The organism is Streptomyces sp. NPDC001617, from assembly GCF_053596855.1.
This window is the reverse complement of sequence record NZ_JBSFHA010000092.1, coordinates 1-17,689: the sequence shown is the minus strand read 5'-3', so window position 1 is coordinate 17,689 and position 17,689 is coordinate 1. Positions and strand designations below refer to the sequence as shown.

At 68.7% G+C, this 17,689-nt stretch carries 14 protein-coding genes; 9 read left to right on the top strand and 5 right to left on the bottom strand.

Annotated elements, in window-relative coordinates:
• Positions 1-5 precede the first annotated feature (5 nt).
• A complete protein-coding gene (locus tag ACWC09_RS43175) occupies positions 6-1,457 on the bottom strand; it encodes a hypothetical protein (protein ID WP_450856617.1) in 1,452 nt (483 codons plus the stop codon).
• Between the two features lie 221 nt (positions 1,458-1,678).
• Here ACWC09_RS43175 and ACWC09_RS43170 point away from each other — a divergent pair, with 221 nt between their 5' ends.
• On the top strand, positions 1,679-1,816 hold the full coding sequence (locus ACWC09_RS43170; protein ID WP_450856616.1) for a hypothetical protein: 138 nt from the start codon (positions 1,679-1,681) through the stop codon (positions 1,814-1,816).
• 46 nt (positions 1,817-1,862) lie between these two features.
• Positions 1,863-2,873, top strand: a complete 1,011-nt coding sequence (locus tag ACWC09_RS43165; RefSeq protein ID WP_450856615.1) for a phosphotransferase — start codon at positions 1,863-1,865, stop codon at positions 2,871-2,873.
• Here ACWC09_RS43165 and ACWC09_RS43160 read toward each other — a convergent pair.
• Genes ACWC09_RS43160 through ACWC09_RS43145 form a run of 4 tightly spaced genes read right to left on the bottom strand, consistent with a single transcriptional unit; the run spans position 2,848 to position 6,735 of the window.
• Positions 2,848-3,624, bottom strand: coding sequence for a succinate dehydrogenase/fumarate reductase iron-sulfur subunit (locus ACWC09_RS43160; protein WP_450856614.1), 777 nt, complete (start codon positions 3,622-3,624; stop codon positions 2,848-2,850). The two genes, ACWC09_RS43165 and ACWC09_RS43160, sit on opposite strands and share 26 nt — an antisense overlap.
• The gene (locus ACWC09_RS43155) at positions 3,621-5,564 is read right to left on the bottom strand and encodes a fumarate reductase/succinate dehydrogenase flavoprotein subunit (RefSeq protein ID WP_450856613.1); all 1,944 of its coding nucleotides are present in this window, start codon (positions 5,562-5,564) and stop codon (positions 3,621-3,623) included. The genes ACWC09_RS43160 and ACWC09_RS43155 overlap by 4 nt, the downstream gene beginning before the upstream one ends.
• Positions 5,565-5,586: 22 nt before the next feature.
• On the bottom strand, positions 5,587-6,408 hold the full coding sequence (locus ACWC09_RS43150) for a hypothetical protein (RefSeq protein WP_450856612.1): 822 nt from the start codon (positions 6,406-6,408) through the stop codon (positions 5,587-5,589).
• A 33-nt stretch (positions 6,409-6,441) separates the two neighbouring features.
• A complete protein-coding gene (locus ACWC09_RS43145; protein WP_450856610.1) occupies positions 6,442-6,735 on the bottom strand; it encodes a hypothetical protein in 294 nt (97 codons plus the stop codon).
• A gap of 330 nt (positions 6,736-7,065) precedes the next feature.
• On the opposite strand from ACWC09_RS43145, the gene ACWC09_RS43140 reads away from it, so the two are divergent.
• The 7 genes from ACWC09_RS43140 to ACWC09_RS43110 form a co-directional block, all read left to right on the top strand.
• Positions 7,066-9,186, top strand: coding sequence for an ABC transporter family substrate-binding protein (locus tag ACWC09_RS43140; protein WP_450856608.1), 2,121 nt, complete (start codon positions 7,066-7,068; stop codon positions 9,184-9,186).
• A 139-nt stretch (positions 9,187-9,325) separates the two neighbouring features.
• Positions 9,326-11,233 (top strand): translational GTPase TypA, encoded by a 1,908-nt coding sequence (typA, locus tag ACWC09_RS43135; protein ID WP_450856607.1) that lies wholly within the window; start codon positions 9,326-9,328, stop codon positions 11,231-11,233.
• A gap of 553 nt (positions 11,234-11,786) precedes the next feature.
• On the top strand, positions 11,787-12,821 hold the full coding sequence (locus tag ACWC09_RS43130; protein ID WP_450856606.1) for an ABC transporter permease: 1,035 nt from the start codon (positions 11,787-11,789) through the stop codon (positions 12,819-12,821).
• An 84-nt stretch (positions 12,822-12,905) separates the two neighbouring features.
• Positions 12,906-14,717 carry an ABC transporter substrate-binding protein gene (locus ACWC09_RS43125; RefSeq protein ID WP_450856604.1) on the top strand — a complete coding sequence of 604 codons (1,812 nt, stop codon included), beginning with the start codon at positions 12,906-12,908 and terminating at the stop codon, positions 14,715-14,717.
• Positions 14,718-14,893: 176 nt separating this feature from the next.
• Positions 14,894-15,874 (top strand): ABC transporter permease, encoded by a 981-nt coding sequence (locus ACWC09_RS43120; RefSeq protein ID WP_450856603.1) that lies wholly within the window; start codon positions 14,894-14,896, stop codon positions 15,872-15,874.
• A gap of 32 nt (positions 15,875-15,906) precedes the next feature.
• Positions 15,907-16,968, top strand: a complete 1,062-nt coding sequence (locus ACWC09_RS43115) for an ABC transporter ATP-binding protein (RefSeq protein WP_450856601.1) — start codon at positions 15,907-15,909, stop codon at positions 16,966-16,968.
• Between the two features lie 11 nt (positions 16,969-16,979).
• Positions 16,980-17,689: ATP-binding cassette domain-containing protein (locus ACWC09_RS43110; protein ID WP_450856599.1), on the top strand; the 710-nt coding region annotated here is incomplete at its 3' end.

Genomic DNA, 17,689 nt, shown 5'->3' with positions numbered 1-17,689 from the left:
CCGTTTCAGGGCGTTGTTGTGGGCCGGCGATGGTGAGTGCGGGGGCCGCCGAAGCTTGTAGGCGTGCCCTCGGTCTGGTGGCCGTGCGTGCGGACGTCCTGTTCGGCCCGTTCGCGCGCCTGGCGCGCCAGGGTGTCGGCTGCCACGGTGTCGGCGGTGAGGAGGCGTTGGGCCGCTGCGAGTTGGATGCGAGCCGTGCTGTGGATGGTGCTCCGGTGCACGGCTACGAAGCCGTCCGCGCCGGCGACGGTGTTGCGGGCGACCAGCAGACCCGCGGCCGACAGGACGCCGCCCTCCGCCTCGACGGCCCGCACGATTCGGCGCAGGGCATCGAGGGGGTCGTAGGGCCCGGTGGTCAGTTCCTCTCGTACGGCGGCCAGGACGAGGTCGGCGCGTGCCGTGTCCGGTGCCCCCGCGCGTGCCGCCTCCGCGCCCGTCAGCGTGGCCGGGACCAGGGCCGCGGCGGACGTCAGGTCCGTCGCCAGGCGGTCGATGCCGGTCAGGAACTCCGTGGCCTGGGCCGTGGCGCCCTCGGCGGCGCGGAGGTGGAGGGCGGCGGCCTTGGCTTCGCCCCTGTCGGAGGCCTGGCGGGCCTGGTTGAGGTGAGTCGTGGCGTGCACCAGGCGGTCCTTGGCCTGTTCCACGTGGCCGGTGACGGAGTCGACCGCGGCGGGGCCGTACCGCCTGCCGAGGCCGGTCAGGGTCGCCTCCACAGCGCCCGTACGTCCCGCGAGCTCCCGGAAGCGGCTCTCCGCGACCGCCAGCGCTTGCCCCATCCCGGCGCCGGCCAGGTCCCGCAGCCGGTCGAAGCCGTCTGCCTCCGCGTCCAGCCGCCGCCCCGCCTCCTGGCACCGCCCGACGATCCCGGCGAGCACGTGCCGCCGAGCCGCCTCGTCCTCCAGGACCCCGCCGTCGTACTGCTGCCGTATCCGGAAGGCGGCCGCCAGCTCGGCCTCGGCGTCCCGCAGGGCCCGTGCGAAGGGGGCGACCGCCTCGGTCCCGGCCCGCGCCTCGGCGAACCCGAGCTCCTCGCGGCTGGTCCGCACCCAGTCGTCGGCCTCGACGAGCAACGCCCGTGCCTGTTCGTCCAGTTCGGTGAGGGGCGGTGATACGGCGGCCCCGGCGGGAGCGGTGCCACCACCGGGCGTCGTCCGCGTCCGGGCCCTCCGTGTGCGCCGCACATAGCCGTACCCGGCGAGGACGCCCACCGCCCCCACCGCGGCCAACGGCAGCACCAGATCGGTGGCCGACGTCTCGTCCGCCACGGCGGCGCCGGCGCTGGTGGTCGCCGGGTGCGCGCGCGTCTGCGGAACCGGGACGTCGTGGTTGACCGTCATCCCCGGCAACACCAGCCACGCCACCCCGGCCAGCCCGCCGACCAGGGTGTGCACGACCCGCACGGATATGTGCGACGGGGAGCCCCGCCGCGGCCGGCCCCGGATCAAGGATGACGTCACATTTCGGAGCGTATGGGTGGAAATGCGGGCGCGCGACCGGGGTGGGTCGGGGGCGTGACGGGGGTGGTGCCGGGGCGGGGGAGCCACGGATGAGGACCGGGCGAGGACGCTCCAGAACCGGCACGGACGGATGCGGACGGATGCGGACGGATGCGGGTGGACGGGGAGCGGGGATGGAGCGGGTGGAGGGGGTGCCGGGGCGGCTGAGGGGGCCGGCGTGAATGCGGGGACGGCAGCGGAGGCCGTCGTGGACGCGGGGGACCGGAGCGGAGGCGGGTGGCACCGTGGGCGGGGCGGACGAGGGCATCGCGGCCGAGGAGAAGGGCTGGACGGCGTACCAGGAGGACTGGGTGCGCTGAGAAAACCACCTGCCGTCGGCCGGGGCCGGATGCGAGGATCCGGCGAATGACCCGTACCCGCAGCCCCCTCACCCGCGACGACCTCGCCCCCCTCACCCGCGCCGCGCTCGGCCCCCACCGCACCCTCACGGCCGTCACCCGCCTGCGGGGCGGGACCAAGAAGGGCGTCTACCGCCTCACCTTCGATGACGACACGGCCGCGCCCACCACCGCCATCGCCTATGTCTGGTCCCCGGACGAGGACTACTGGGACGCCGCCCCGCCCGACCCCCGTGACCCCTTCTCCCACGGCACCGGCCTCGACCTGTTCACCGCGGCCCACGACCGCCTCACCGCCGCCGGCGTGCGCACCCCCCGGCTCCTGCACACCGACGCCACGCACACCCATCTCCCGGCCGACGCGGCGATCGTCGAGGACGTCACCGGCGGCAGCCTGGAGGAGGCGTTGGAACGCGACCCGGACGCGGCGCCCGTCCTGCTCGGGCGCCTCGCCGACACGCTCTCCGCCCTGCACGCCGTCCACGGCCCGACCTTCGGCAAGGTCGCCGTCGTCGACAACGGCGGTACCTCGGACGCCATGTCCTGCGAGCAGCGCGTCACCGACGGCGCCCTGCGCTCCATCGAGAAGATCGCCGTACGGGACCCGCGAGCCGCCGCCGCCCGCGAGCGACTAAGGGAAGCCGTGAGGACTTTGGCCGCCGAGGTTCGTCCCCGCAGCCGACCCCACTCCCTCATCCACGCAGAACTCGGCCCGGACCACGTGCTGCTGACGCCCAGCGGCCGACCCGCCCTCATCGACATCGAAGGGCTGCTGTACTTCGACGTGGAGTGGGAGCACGTCTTCCTCAGGATCCGCTTCGGTCCGCACTACGACGCCCTGCGCGTCCCCGGCCTGGACGAGGCCCGGCTGCGCCTCTACCGCCTGGCCATGCACCTGAGCCTGGTCGCCGGCCCCCTCGAACTCGTCGAGGGGGACTTCCCCGACCCGGACGGCATGCGGGCGATCGCGGAGCACAACCTCCAGCAGGCCCTCAGTCTGCTGCCGACCGTCTCCTGATCTTCGAACCCAGCCACACCAACGGGTCGTACTTGCGGTCAACCGCCCGTTCTTTCAAGGGAATCAGCGCGTTGTCCGTGATCTTGATGCCCTCGGGGCAGACCTCCGTACAGCACTTGGTGATGTTGCAGTAGCCGAGGCCGTGTTCGTCCTGGGCGGTCTTCTTGCGGTCCAGGCCGGTCTCGGCGGCCGCGTCGAGCGGGTGCATGTCCAACTCCGCGACCCGCATCAGGAAGCGCGGGCCGGCGAAGGCGGGCTTGTTCTCCTCGTGGTCGCGGACGACATGGCAGGTGTCCTGGCACAGGAAGCACTCGATGCACTTGCGGAACTCCTGCGAGCGGTCGACGTCCTCCTGCATCATCCGGTACTCGCCGGGGCCCACACCCTCCGGCGGCACGAACGCCGGGACCTCGCGCGCCTTGGTGTAGTTGAAGCCGACGTCCGTGACGAGGTCCCGGACGACCGGGAAGGCGCGCAGGGGCGTGACGGTGATCGTCTCCTCGCGGGTGAAGACCGACATGCGCGTCATGCACATCAGACGTGGGCGGCCGTTGATCTCCGCCGAGCACGAACCGCACTTGCCCGCCTTGCAGTTCCAGCGGACGGCCAGGTCCGGGGCCTGGGTGGCCTGGAGGCGGTGGATGATGTCGAGCACCACCTCGCCGTCGTTGACCTCGACCTTGAAGTCCTCCAGGCCGCCGCCCTTGACATCACCCCGCCACACCTTGAAGCGGGCCTCGTAGCTGCTCACTCGTACAGCTCCTCTTCGGCGAGGTACTTGACCAGCTCTTCCTTGTCGAAGAGGGCGAGCAGGTCGGCGCGGATGGGTTCGGTGGTCTCGCGGGTGAGGGCGATCTGGCCGCGGACCGGGTCCGTCGCCGCCAGCCCGCCCGTGGGATCGGTGAGCCCGCACAGCAGATTGATGTTGCGCCACTTGCGGTCCATCGTCGGGTGGTCCTCGCGGGTGTGGCCGCCGCGCGACTCGGTGCGCTCCAGCGCGGCCCGGGCCACACACTCGCTGACCAGCAGCATGTTGCGGAGGTCGAGGGCGAGGTGCCAGCCCGGGTTGAACTGGCGGTGGCCCTCGACTCCGGCCCGACGCGCCCGTACGCGAAGATCCGCCAGCTTCTCCAGGGCCTGCTCCATCTCGCCCTCGCGGCGGATGATGCCGACGAGGTCGTTCATGGTCTGCTGGAGTTCCTGGTGGAGGGTGTACGGGTTCTCGGGCGGGCGTCCGTCGTCCTCGCCGGGGGCGGGGCCCTCGGCGGAGAAGGGGCGCAGGGCCTCCGCGGCCGCCGTGTCGATCTGGACGTCGTCCACCGGCGGGCGCTGCGATGTCAGCCCCGTCGCGTACTCGGCCGCGTGCCAGCCCGCCCGCCGTCCGAAGACCAGCAGGTCGGAGAGGGAGTTGCCGCCCAGGCGGTTGGAGCCGTGCATGCCGCCCGCGACCTCGCCGGCCGCGAACAGGCCCGGCACCCCGCGTGCCGCCGCCGTGTCGGACTCGACCGCGATACCGCCCATCACGTAGTGACAGGTCGGTCCGACCTCCATCGCCTCCGCCGTGATGTCGACGTCCGCCAGCTCCTTGAACTGGTGGTACATGGAGGGGAGCCGGCGCTTGATGACCTCCGCGGGCATGCGGGTGGACACGTCGAGGAAGACGCCGCCGTGCGGCGAGCCCCGGCCCGCCTTCACCTCGGAGTTGATCGCCCGGGCGACCTCGTCACGCGGCAGGAGCTCCGGTGGACGCCGGTTGTTGTCCGGGTCCTCGTACCAGCGGTCGCCCTCCTCCTCCGACTCGGCGTACTTCTCCTTGAAGACGTCGGGGATGTAGTCGAACATGAAACGTTTTCCGTCGGAGTTGCGGAGCACTCCACCGTCGCCCCGGACGGACTCGGTGACCAGAATCCCCTTCACCGAGGGCGGCCAGACCATTCCCGTCGGGTGGAACTGCACGAACTCCATGTTCAGCAGGGGTGCGCCGGCCAGCAGCGCCAGCGCGTGGCCGTCGCCGGTGTACTCCCACGAGTTCGACGTGACCTTGAAGGACTTGCCGATACCGCCCGTCGCGATCACCACGGAGGGGGCTTCCAGGACGAAGAAACGGCCGGTCTCACGTTCGTAGGCGAAGACTCCCGAGACCCGGCTGCCGTCTTTGAGGATCCGCGTGACCGTGCACTCCTGGAACACCTTCAGGCGGGACTCGTAGTCGCCGGTCTCCTTCTTGTCCTCCTGCTGCAGCGACACGATCTTCTGCTGGAGCGTGCGGATGAGTTCGAGCCCTGTCCGGTCACCCACGTGCGCGAGCCGTGGGTACTCGTGCCCGCCGAAGTTGCGCTGCGAGATCCGGCCGTCCTTCGTGCGGTCGAAGAGCGCGCCCCAGGTCTCCAGCTCCCAGACCCGCTGGGGAGCCTCCTGGGCGTGCAGTTCGGCCATGCGCCACTGGTTGAGGAACTTGCCGCCGCGCATGGTGTCCCGGAAGTGGACCTGCCAGTTGTCGTGCTCGTTGGCATTCGCCATGGCCGCGGCGATGCCGCCCTCGGCCATCACGGTGTGCGCCTTGCCGAACAGGGACTTGCAGATCACTGCCGTACGGGCGCCTCGCTCGCGCGCCTCGATGGCGGCACGGAGGCCCGCGCCCCCGGCACCGACCACGACGACGTCCCACTCCTGGCGGTCGACCACGGACATCAGAAGGCCCCACTCATCTCAGTCAGAAGAAGCGCGGATCGTCGAAGGCACCGGACGCGACCAGATAGACGTAGAAGTCGGCGAGCGCCACGCTCACCAACGACGCCCAGGCCAGCAGCATGTGACGGGCGTTCAGCTTCCCGACGAACTGCCATGCCTTGTAGCGCACGGGGTGCTTGGAGAAGTGTTTGAGCTTGCCGCCGACGATGTGCCGGCAGGAGTGGCAGGAGAGCGTGTACGCCCAGATCAGCGTGATGTTGACCAGGAAGACGACGGTGCCGAGGCCCGTGTGGCCCCAGTTCTCGTCCGTGTCACGGAAGGACAGCACGGTGTCGTAGGTCAGCACGCCCGCCACGAGGAGCGCCGCGTAGAAGAAGTAGCGGTGGATGTTCTGCAGGATCAGCGGGAAGCGGGTCTCGCCGGTGTACTTCTTGTGCGGCTCGGCGACCGCGCAGGCCGGGGGCGAGGCCCAGAAGCCCCGGTAGTAGGCCTTGCGGTAGTAGTAGCAGGTCAGGCGGAAGCCCAGCGGGAAGATCAGGATGATGATCGCCGGGGAGATCGCCCACCAGCTGCCGAAGAGGTCGGCGTTGGGGCCCGAGGGCATGTTCTTGCAGTTCTCCGCCAGACACGGCGAGTAGAACGGCGAGACGTACGGCGCCGAGTAGTAGTCCGCGTTCGCGAAGGCCCGCCATGTCGAGTACACGATGAAGGCCAGCAGTCCGGCCGCGGTGACGGCGGGGGCCAGCCACCAGCGGTCGGTGCGCAGATGCGGGGCGTCGATCGCGGCGCGCGTACCGGTTCTGACGCCGCCGCTGTTCAGATGTGGTTCCGTACCAGTGGCCAACTCATGACTCCGGTCGGTGTCGGGGGGCGGCGCTCAGCGGTGTTCGGGCCCGTGGTGCGCGCCGAGACCCTCGTCGTCGGTGTCCGTCCACAGAGCGTCGTCGTACGGCTGGTCGGGGATGGTGACGAGTTCGGGCTTGCGGGGCGCGGTCTGGACCGAGGCCACCGCGCGGAGGAGCTGGACGCTCTCGCGCAGGTGATCGGCGTCGGCGCGGACCCTGCGCATGTCCAGGTTGGTGCTGCCGAGCTGCTGTTCCAGGCGGCCCACCGACCGGGACAGGTCGTCGAGGCAGCGCTGCACTGACGTCAGGTCGTCTTGCACGGACATGACGTGACCTCACTTCCATCGGCCGTCAGGCCTAGGTGGCAACGTTCATGCGCCTGCGAGTGTTGCGCGTCACACCTGTCGGTGGGAAGGGATGTGCAGCGATTGGCGGATTGCACTCCTCCGTTGCACGCCCGCATGCGCTTCTTGTGCGCCGGGGGCGCGCATTGCGCCGGACGGGTGACCTTGTCCGCCCGTGCCGCCGTGTCGTCCCCGGTCGGCGAACCCTTTCCTCTTCAGTGGGGCCGTAGATCTGATCAACTCCAAAATACCGCCAAATGTGTTCATAGGCCCCGTTTCGCGGGCGGGAGCGGCTCCCCGGAGGTAGCAGAGATGTCCCACGACCGTGTCGGACCGCGCGCTGTGATGCGATCGGTCGCCTTCCTGACCGCGGGCGCCCTCGCGGTGCCCCTGCTCGCGGGCTGCGGGTCCGACGACAAGGCGGGCAAGCCGCTCGCCGGGCAGGACATTCGTCCTGTCGGACGGGCGCTGGTCGCCGACGGGGGGACGCTGCGGTGGGCCGTGGACGACATGCCGGAGACACTGAACACCTTCCAGTCGGACGCCGACGCCGCCACCGGCCGGATCGCGCAGGCCGTACTGCCGTCGATGTACCGGACGGACGTGGAGGGGCGGCCGGTGCGCGACGCCGACTATCTGGAGTCCGCCAAGGTCGTCGACACCCAGCCCAAGCAGGTCGTGCTGTACAAGCTGAACCAGCAGGCCGTCTGGAGCGACGGGCGGGAGATCGGTGCCGCCGACTTCGCCGCCCAGTGGCGCGCCCTGTCCGGCAAGGACAGCGCCTACTGGACCGCCCGCAACGCCGGCTACGACCGCATCGAGAAGATCGAGCGCGGGGCGAACGACCTCCAGGTCAAGGTGACCTTCTCGCGGCCGTACGCCGACTGGCGCTCCCTCTTCTCGCCGCTGTACCCGAAGGACGTCATGGGCACCCCGGACGCCTTCAACGACGAGGCGCGGCGCAAGCTCAAGGTCACGGCCGGCCCGTTCTCCGTCAAGAAGATCGACCAGAAGGAGCACCAGGTCACTCTCGTGCGTAACCCCCGCTGGTGGGGCCGCCCCGCCAAGCTCGCCGAGATCGACCTGATGGCCGTACCGCGCGACAAGCGGGCCACCGCGCTGGCCGCCGGAAAGCTCGACCTGGCCGAGGTCGACCCCGCCGACGCCACCCGCATCAGCCTCGCGGGGCGCGCCAAGGGCACGGGCACCCCGCTCCAGGGCTCCTCCCCGCTGCTCGGCCCCGGCGGCGGACGGCTCGCCCCCAGGAAGGAGCAGCGCCGGCAGATCGCCGAGTACGACCAGCAGCAGGAGGCCCTGCGCGGCTTCCAGGTCCGCAAGTCGCTGGAGCCCGCCTACACCCAGCTCGCCCTCAACGGCTCCGAGGGCCCCCTCGCCGACGAGCGCGTCCGCCGGGCGGTGGCCCGCGCCCTGGACCGGGGGGCGCTCGCCCAGCTCGTCCTCAAGCCGCTCGGCCTGCCCGCCGTACCGGTCGGCAGCCACCTCGCCCTCTCCGGGCAGGCCGCCTACGCCGACAACAGCGGCGCGCTCGGCGGCCAGGACACCGCGGAGGCGCAGGCCCTGCTCGCGGACGCCGGGTGGGTGCTGGGCGGGCCGATCAAGCAGGACAAGAAGAAGAACAGCAAGGCCGCCGGGGCCCAGGGCAAGAAGGACGACGACCGGTCCGGGGGCGACGACGGGACGTACATCGTCGGCGAGGACGACAAGGGCGACCACCGCAAGGAGCACGACGGCGAGGACGGCGCCAAGCACCTCGCGGACGGCAAGCAGTACGGGGACAGACAGGGAGCGCAGGGTGCGTACGCGCCCAAGGGCACGGCGGCTCCGGCGGGCGCGGAGAACGGGATTCTGGCCAAGGGCGGCAAGCCGCTCGACCTCCGGTTCGTGATCCCGTCCGGGCCCGGCTCCGAGACATTGCGCACAGTCGCGGACCGGATCGGGCGGATGCTGGCGCGGGTCGGGATCGGTACGGAGATCACCAAGGTGTCCGACGACAGCTATTTCAAGGACCACATCGCGTCCGGGGAGTTCGACCTCGCGCTGTACTCGTGGCCCGCCTCGGCGTTCCCGGCGACCGACGCGCGACCGATCTACGCCAAGCCGGTGCCGGCCGCCGACGGGTCGCTGAATGTCGAGCAGAACTACACACGGGTCGGGACCGACCAGGTGGACCAGCTGTTCGACCAGGCGGCGGCGGCCCTGGACGACGACGAGAACCACGCGTTGATCCGCAAGGCCGACTCGCGGATCTGGGCGGCCGCCGGTTCCATCCCGCTCTACCAGCGGCCCCAGCTGACAGCCGTGAAGAAGGAGGTCGTGAACGCCGGGGCCTTCGGGTTCCAGACCCCTGTGTACGAGGACATGGGCTTCCTGAAGAAGGGGGCCAGGCCCTCCGCGAGCCCTTCCGGAGACTGAGCCGAACCGCCCTGCGGAGGTCTCCTGCCGCAGGGCCACGTAACATGGGGTGAGGCCGTGGCGTGTCAAGCCCGGCAGGGCCCGCGTCACACGAACGTACGCGAACGGCCTTCCTCACACTCCGGGAGTACGCCACACCATGGCCACGCGCCACGACATCCGCAACGTCGCCATCGTCGCCCACGTCGACCACGGCAAGACGACCATCGTCGACGGCATGCTGAAGCAGGCCGGTGCCTTTGCCGCCCATCAGCTCGAAGGCGTCGACGACCGCATGATGGACTCGAACGACCTGGAGCGTGAGAAGGGCATCACGATCCTCGCCAAGAACACGGCGGTGAAGTACCACCCCAAGGATGGCGGCGACGTCATCACCATCAACATCATCGACACCCCCGGCCACGCCGACTTCGGCGGCGAGGTCGAGCGTGGTCTGTCGATGGTGGACGGTGTGGTGCTGCTCGTCGACGCCTCCGAGGGGCCGCTGCCGCAAACCCGCTTCGTGCTGCGCAAGGCGCTGCAGGCCCGGCTGCCCGTCATCCTCTGCATCAACAAGACGGACCGGCCCGACGCCCGTATCGACGAGGTCGTCAACGAGACCTACGACCTCTTCCTCGACCTGGACGCGGACGAGGAGCAGATCGAGTTCCCGATCGTCTACGCGTGCGGCCGTGACGGCATCGCCTCGCTGACCAAGCCGGAGAACGGCACCGTCCCGGCCGACTCCACCAGCCTGGAGCCGTTCTTCTCGACGATCCTGGACCACATCCCGGCCCCGACCTACGACGAGGCCGCGCCGCTCCAGGCCCATGTCACCAACCTGGACGCCGACAACTTCCTCGGCCGTATCGCGCTGCTCCGCGTCGAGCAGGGCGAGCTCAGGAAGGGGCAGACCGTCGCCTGGATCAAGCGTGACGGCTCCGTCAGCAACGTCCGCATCAGCGAGCTGATGATGACCGAGGCGCTGACCCGCAAGCCGGCGGAGATGGCCGGCCCCGGTGACATCTGTGCCGTCGCCGGTATCCCCGACATCATGATCGGCGAGACCCTCGCGGACACCGAGAACCCCGTCCCGCTCCCGCTGATCACGGTCGACGAGCCGGCGATCTCCATGACCATCGGCACCAACACCTCGCCGCTGGTCGGCCGTGGCGGCACCGGCAAGGGCGCCGACGCCAAGTCGGCGGTCAAGGACCGCAAGGTCACCGCCCGCCAGGTCAAGGACCGCCTCGACCGCGAGCTGATCGGTAACGTCTCGCTGCGGGTGCTGGACACCGAGCGTCCCGACGCCTGGGAGGTCCAGGGCCGTGGTGAGCTGGCGCTCGCCATCCTGGTCGAGACGATGCGCCGGGAGGGCTTCGAGCTGACCATCGGCAAGCCCCAGGTCGTCACCAAGGACGTCGACGGCAAGACGTACGAGCCGGTCGAGCGCATGACGATCGACGTGCCCGAGGAGCACATGGGCGCGGTCACGCAGCTCATGGGTGTCCGCAAGGGCCGTATGGACAACATGTCGAACCACGGCTCGGGCTGGGTGCGGATGGAGTTCGTCGTGCCCTCGCGCGGTCTCATCGGCTTCCGGACCGAGTTCCTGACCAGCACCCGCGGCACCGGCATCGGGCACTCCATCCACGAGGGCTTCGAGCCCTGGTTCGGCACCCTCCAGACCCGCAACAACGGCTCCCTGGTCGCCGACCGCGCCGGTGCCGTCACCGCGTTCGCGATGACGAACCTCCAGGAGCGCGGTGTGCTGTTCACGGACCCCGGCACCGAGGTGTACGAGGGCATGATCGTCGGCGAGAACTCGCGCTCCGACGACATGGACGTCAACATCACCAAGGAGAAGAAGCTCACCAACATGCGGTCGTCCACGGCCGATGTGGCCGAGTCGATCGTCCCTCCGCGCAAGCTCTCGCTGGAGCAGTCGCTGGAGTTCTGCCGTGACGACGAGTGTGTGGAGGTCACCCCGGAGGCCGTTCGCATCCGCAAGGTGAACCTGGACGCCCGCGAGCGTGCCCGCGCCGCGAGCCGCGCCAAGCACGGCTGACGACAAGGCGTTTGGAGCCCGGGTGCCCCCAGCTTGGGGGTGCCCGGGCTTTTTGCAACCCATTTTCGGTCGGTTCCCGTCCGGAATACGGACCCCTGCGCCCGATAGCCATGTAACACGTCCGTTTCGTGGCCATCTTGTCCCGAACGGTTTGTCCAGTTTTTGGAAGATGTACGCGCCAGCTGTGACCGAATTGAGATTTGAAGACTGTGGTCGGCCCCTGGCTCATGGCAGATAGTTAGCCGCGTAGCGCTCGGGTCAATGGGTCTCGCGCCGTGGGGACGGCGCCGACTCACGAGCACCAGGGGGTGTCTGACCTTCCGTCAGGGGTGTCGGAGGACAGACACGCGCCCCCTCTTGTCGGTGAACACGTGGAGTCATGAGGAGGAGCCCCATGTGCGGTGTCGCGAACATCGGTTCGTTCAGCGGTTCATTCTGAGGATTTTGCCGGCCGTTTAGTGCGCCCTTACGCCTACGCGCGTCCGGCTGCGGGTTTCCCGCTCTTCCTCTACCCGGCTCACCTACACCCGTGCATCCGTGAAATGGATAAACCGTGACAAGTCCCATCGATGTTGAGGGCGGCGGCACCTCGGTCGTCGTCGACGGCGCACCGCAGGCCCCCGCCAAGCCCGAGGATCCGAAACTGGAGGGGCGTTCCCCCGGCCAGTTGATGTGGATCCGCTTCAAACGCGACCGCACCGGCGTGATCTCGGCGCTCGTCGTGATCTTCTTCTTCGTGGTCGCGCTGGCGGCGCCGCTCATCTCGAAGCTGTACGGCAAGGACCCGTACACCATCTACGCCGACGAGCGGCCGGAGCTCTTCGACAGCGCGGGTGTGCCGGTGCAGCCCAACGGCGGCATCAGCAGCGAGTTCTGGTTCGGACTCGAACCGGGCAACGGCTACGACGTGTTCACCAAGCTGATCTACGGCATCCGGACCTCGCTGATGATCTCCGTGGCGGTCACCGTCGCGGTGGTCGTGACCGGCATCCTGCTCGGCATCACGGCGGGCTACCTCGGTGGCAGGGCCGACTACGCGATCGGCCGGCTCATCGACTTCCTGCTGGCCTTCCCCTCGCAGCTGTTCTTCATCGCCAGCATGCCCGTCGTGGTCTCATTGTTCGTCAGCCCACGGGACGAGACGCCGACCTATGTGCGGGTGCTCGCGCTCATCATCGTGCAGTGGGTGCTCGGTTGGATGAGCCTCGCCCGGATCCTGCGCGGCACGACACTCGCCCTGCGGGAGCGGGAGTTCATCGAGGCGGCCAAGGTGAGCGGTGCCTCGCCCTGGCGGATCATCCGCAAGGAGATCCTGCCGAACGTGGTGACACCGCTGCTGGTGCAGGCCACGTACATGCTCCCCAGCTTCGTCACGATCGAAGCGGGCCTGTCGTTCCTCGGTGTCGGCATCGTCGAGCCCACGCCCGACTGGGGCCAGATGTTCTCCAAGGCGTCGACCGAGCTCGTGCTGCAGAACGACATCACCTACATGATCTTCCCCGGCGTCTCGATGGTCATCTTCGTCGTCGCGTTCAACCTGCTCGGGGACTCGGTCCGGGACGCCTTCGATCCCAAGTCGGCTCGCTGACCGAGAGTTTGGGCGTCCTCGCCCGGATACGCACAGCAATTTTCTTCGCATCAGGCGACACACAGATGGGTGGAGACTTCAGTGATGAGTAGGGGCGGACGCCATACATACGCCGCACTGTCGGTGCTCGCGGCCGGAGCACTCGTGCTCACCGGCTGCAGCAAGGGCGGCAGCAACGCCAACGACAACGAGAAGAAGGACCAGGAGAACGCCAAGCGGCAGCAGGCGTCCATCAAGTTCGGGACCGCCGCGGACTCCCAGGGGCCGGCTGCGGCCGTGCCGGGTGCCAAGAAGGGCGGCACCCTGGAGGTGCTGCAGCGTGACTCGTACGCCCACCTCGACCCGGGGCAGATCTACGTCTCCGACGAGGGCTCGCTGGCCACTCTGATCCACAGAGGCCTCACCGGCTACAAGGCGACCAGCAACGACGGCAGCAAGCACGAGGTCGTCGGCGACCTCGCCACCGACTCCGGCACCACCACGGACGGCGGCAAGACCTGGAAGTACACCCTCAAGGACGGCGTCAAGTTCTCGGACGGGACCCCGATCACGTCCAAGGACTTCCGCCAGACCTTCGAGCGGCTCTTCGCGTCGTTCATCAACCAGGGCCCCACCTACATACAGCAGTGGATGGCCAACACCTCGGGCTCCGACTACCGCAAGCTGCTGCCGGACGGCCCCTACAAGGGCAAGCACCTGCCCAGCAGCGTCCTCGAGACGCCGGACGACAAAACCATCATCTTCCACTTCAAGACGCCGCACCCGGACCTGCCGTACGCGCTGGCCATGGCGGGCTACGACGTCGTCTCCGCCAAGGGCGACACCAAGGAGAAGTACGACAAGGCCCCGGCGACGAGCGGCCCGTACAAGATCCAGTCGTTCAAGTCCGGCAAGTCGATGGTGCTGGTCAAGAACACCAACTGGGACCCGAAGACGGACCCGATCCGCAGCCAGTACGTGGACCAGATGAACTTCCAGTTCAACGTCCAGTACGAGGACTCCACCAAGTCCCTCCTCGCGGACACCGGCGCCGACCAGGCCGGCATCAGCTTCAACAACTCGGTGGACGCGGGCAACATCACCAAGGTTCTCGGCGGGGACGCGGCCGTCAAGGCCCGTACGGTCGCCGGCTACCAGCCCTACGTCGGCCAGATCAACATCAACCAGTCGCACGCGGCACTCAAGGACAAGACGGTCCGTCAGGCCATCGCCTACGCCCTGCCGATCACCCCGATCATCCGCGCCTTCGGCGGCAGCGCCGCCGCGGAGGTCGCCGGCGGCTTCATCAGCCCGACCGTCAGTGGCTACGACGCCTCGTTCGACCCGTGGGGCAAGAAGAAGAACCCCGGCGGTAACGCGGCCAAGGCCAAGGCGCTGCTGAAGAAGGCCGGCAAGCTCGGCCTGAAGCTGACCTACGGCTACCAGAACACGCCCGAGGGCCAGCAGTACTCCACGGCCATCGCCGCCGCGCTGAACAAGGCCGGCTTCAACGTCCAGCGCCAGGACATCCCGGCCGAGACGTACTACGACCAGATCGGCAAGGTCAACAACAACTACGACATCTACGCCTCCGCCTGGGGCGCCGACTGGCCGTCCGCCTCGACCGTGATCCCGCCGCTGTTCGACGGCCGCGCGGTCGCCGACGGCTCGCCGAACTACTCGCACGTCAACGACGCCAAGGCGAACGCGGACATGGACGCCGCCAACAAGATCACCGACCCGGTGAAGTCGGCCGCGGCGTGGGAGAAGATCGACCAGTACCTGGCCAAGGACGTCATCAACGCCGTCCCGACCATCTACTACAAGCAGGTCCAGATCGCCGGCTCCAAGGTCGGCGGCCTCGTCTACGACGACGTGATCGGCGGCATCGACCCGCGTCGCCTGTACATCAAGTAAGCCCATCTGTCCGACCGGTACCCGGTGTGTGAGTCCGCAGAGAGCGGCGGCGCACCGGGTACCGCTAGGGCCTGTCTTTCGGATCAGGTCGGCCGCAGGGAACCGCGCCGCCGGGCCGACGCCGAGCTGATCCGAAAGACGGGCCCTAGGCCCGCCGACGTCAGAAAGCCCCTCGCATGCTGCGCTTCCTCGTCCGCCGGTTCCTCGGTGCCGTCGTCATCCTGTTCCTGCTGAGCATCGTGACGTTCCTGCTGTTCTTCGGGATGCCGCGTGACCCGGCGCTGCTGATGTGCGGCAAGACATGCAACCCTCAGAGCCTCGCGAACATCCACCATGTGCTCGGCCTCGACAAGTCGATCCCCGAGCAGTACGGCATCTTCCTGCACAACCTGGTCTTCGGCAGCAACCAGTTCGCCCAAGGCCCCTGCCCCGCCCCCTGCTTCGGGTACTCGTACCACACCAACGACCTGGTCTGGGCCACCATGATGGACCGCCTGCCCACCACGCTCTCGCTGACGCTGGGTGCCGCTGTGGTCTTCCTGTTCATCGGTCTGGGCACCGGCATGGTCGCCGCGTGGAAGCGGGGCACGATGCTCGACAAGACGGTCACCGCGGGATCGATGGTGATCAGTTCGCTGCAGATCTACTTCCTCGGCCCACTGGCCCTGGCGGCCCTCGTCTACCAGTCGCACATCTTCGACAAACCCGCCTACAACGACTTCACCGCGAACCCGATCACCTGGTTCTCCGGGCTGATCATCCCGTGGGTCGTGCTGTCCACGATCTTCGCCTCGCAGTACACCCGTATGGCGCGCTCGTCGATGATCGAACAGCTCCAGGAGGAGCACGTACGCACCGCCCGCGCCAAGGGCATGTCCCGCAAGTACGTCTTCTTCCGCTACGCCTGGCGCGGCTCGCTGATCCCGATCGTCACCATCTTCGGCATCGACCTCGGCTCCCTGCTGGGCGGTGCCATCATCACGGAGTACACCTTCGGACTGCCCGGCCTCGGCCGACTCGCGGTGGAGGCCGTGCAGTTCAGCGATCTGCCGCTGCTGCTGGGCGTGATGCTGTTCTCCGCCGCCATGATCCTGCTGTGCAACATCATCGTCGACGCCTGCTACGCCTTCATCGACCCGCGCGTGCGGCTGTCGTAGGCCGGAGTACACCGGGTATTAGGAGCACTTTCGTGACCACTTTGACCAAGGAAGCCGGCGCCCCCGTACCGGCCGACGCGGACGCCTTCCTCTCGGTGCGGGACCTGCACGTCAGCTTCAAGACCGAGGACGGCGTCGTGAAGGCCGTCGACGGGCTCTCCTTCGACCTGGAGCGCGGCAGGACGCTCGGCATCGTGGGTGAGTCGGGTTCCGGCAAGTCCGTCACCAACCTGACCATCCTCGGGCTGCACAACCCGATGTTCACCACGATCGAGGGCGAGATCCTCCTGGAGGGACAGGAGCTGACCACCGCCCGGGAGTCGGAGCTGGAGAAGCTGCGCGGCAACAAGGCCGCGATGATCTTCCAGGACCCGCTCACCGCGCTCTCCCCGTACTACACGGTGGGCCGGCAGATCGCCGAGCCGTTCATGAAGCACACCGGCGCCTCCAAGAAGGCGGGTTGGGACCGGGCGGTGGAGATGCTGGGCAAGGTCGGCATCCCCAACCCGAAGGAGCGGGCGAAGGACTACCCGCACCAGTTCTCCGGCGGTATGCGTCAGCGCGCGATGATCGCCATGGCCCTGGTCTGCGACCCCGACCTGCTGATCGCCGACGAGCCGACCACGGCCCTGGACGTCACGGTCCAGGCCCAGATCCTGGACCTGCTCAAGGACCTCCAGCAGGAGTTCGGCTCGGCGATCATCTTCATCACCCATGACCTGGGCGTCATCGCCGACATGGCCGACGACATCATGGTGATGTACGCGGGCGGCGCGGTCGAGCGGGGCACCGTGAACGAGGTGATGCGCTCGCCGCAACACCCGTACACCTGGGGCCTGTTGAACTCCATGCCACGGCTGGACTCGGACCTCTCGGCCCCCCTCAACCCGATTCCGGGCGCCCCGCCCTCGCTCCTGACCCCGCCGTCCGGCTGCCGGTTCCACCCCCGCTGTACCTTCCAGGACCGGGTCGGTGGCACTCTCTGTGTCACCGAACGCCCGTTGCTGGCCCCCGACCGAGCCTCGGCGTGCCACCTCACGGCGGAGCAGAAGCGCACCATCTTCATCGAAGAGATCAAGCCCCGTCTGGGCTAGGAGGAGACGTCATGACAGAGGACCTCGTCCTTCCCGCCCCGAGGGAAGCCGGCGCCGATTCGGCCGGCGAACCGCTGCTCGAAGTCTCGGGCCTGACCAAGCACTTCCCGGTCAAGGGCGGCTTCCCGGTCCGCCGTACGGTCGGCGCGGTGCAGGCGGTCGACGGCATCGACCTCACCGTGCACGTCGGTGAGAGCTTCGGTCTGGTGGGGGAGTCGGGCTGCGGCAAGTCGACGACCGGCCGGCTGATCACGCGGCTCATGGAGCCGACGGCCGGCACGATCTCGTACCGGGGCCAGGACATCACGCACGCCTCGCGCAAGCAGCTGGCACCGATCAGGTCCGAGATCCAGATGATCTTCCAGGACCCGTACTCGTCGCTGAACCCCCGCCAGACGGTCGGCAAGATCATCTCCGGCCCGATGGAGATCAACGGGATCGAGCCGGAGGGCGGCCGCGAGAAGCGAGTCCGCGAGCTGCTGGAGATCGTCGGCCTCAACCCCGAGCACTACAACCGCTTCCCGCACGAGTTCTCGGGTGGCCAGCGCCAACGCATCGGTGTGGCAAGGGCGTTGGCCCTGGAACCGAAGCTGATCGTGGCGGACGAGCCGGTGTCGGCCCTGGACGTCTCGATCCAGGCGCAGGTGGTGAACCTGCTCCAGAAGGTCCAGCAGGAACTCGGCATCGCGTTCCTGTTCATCGCCCACGACCTGGCGGTGGT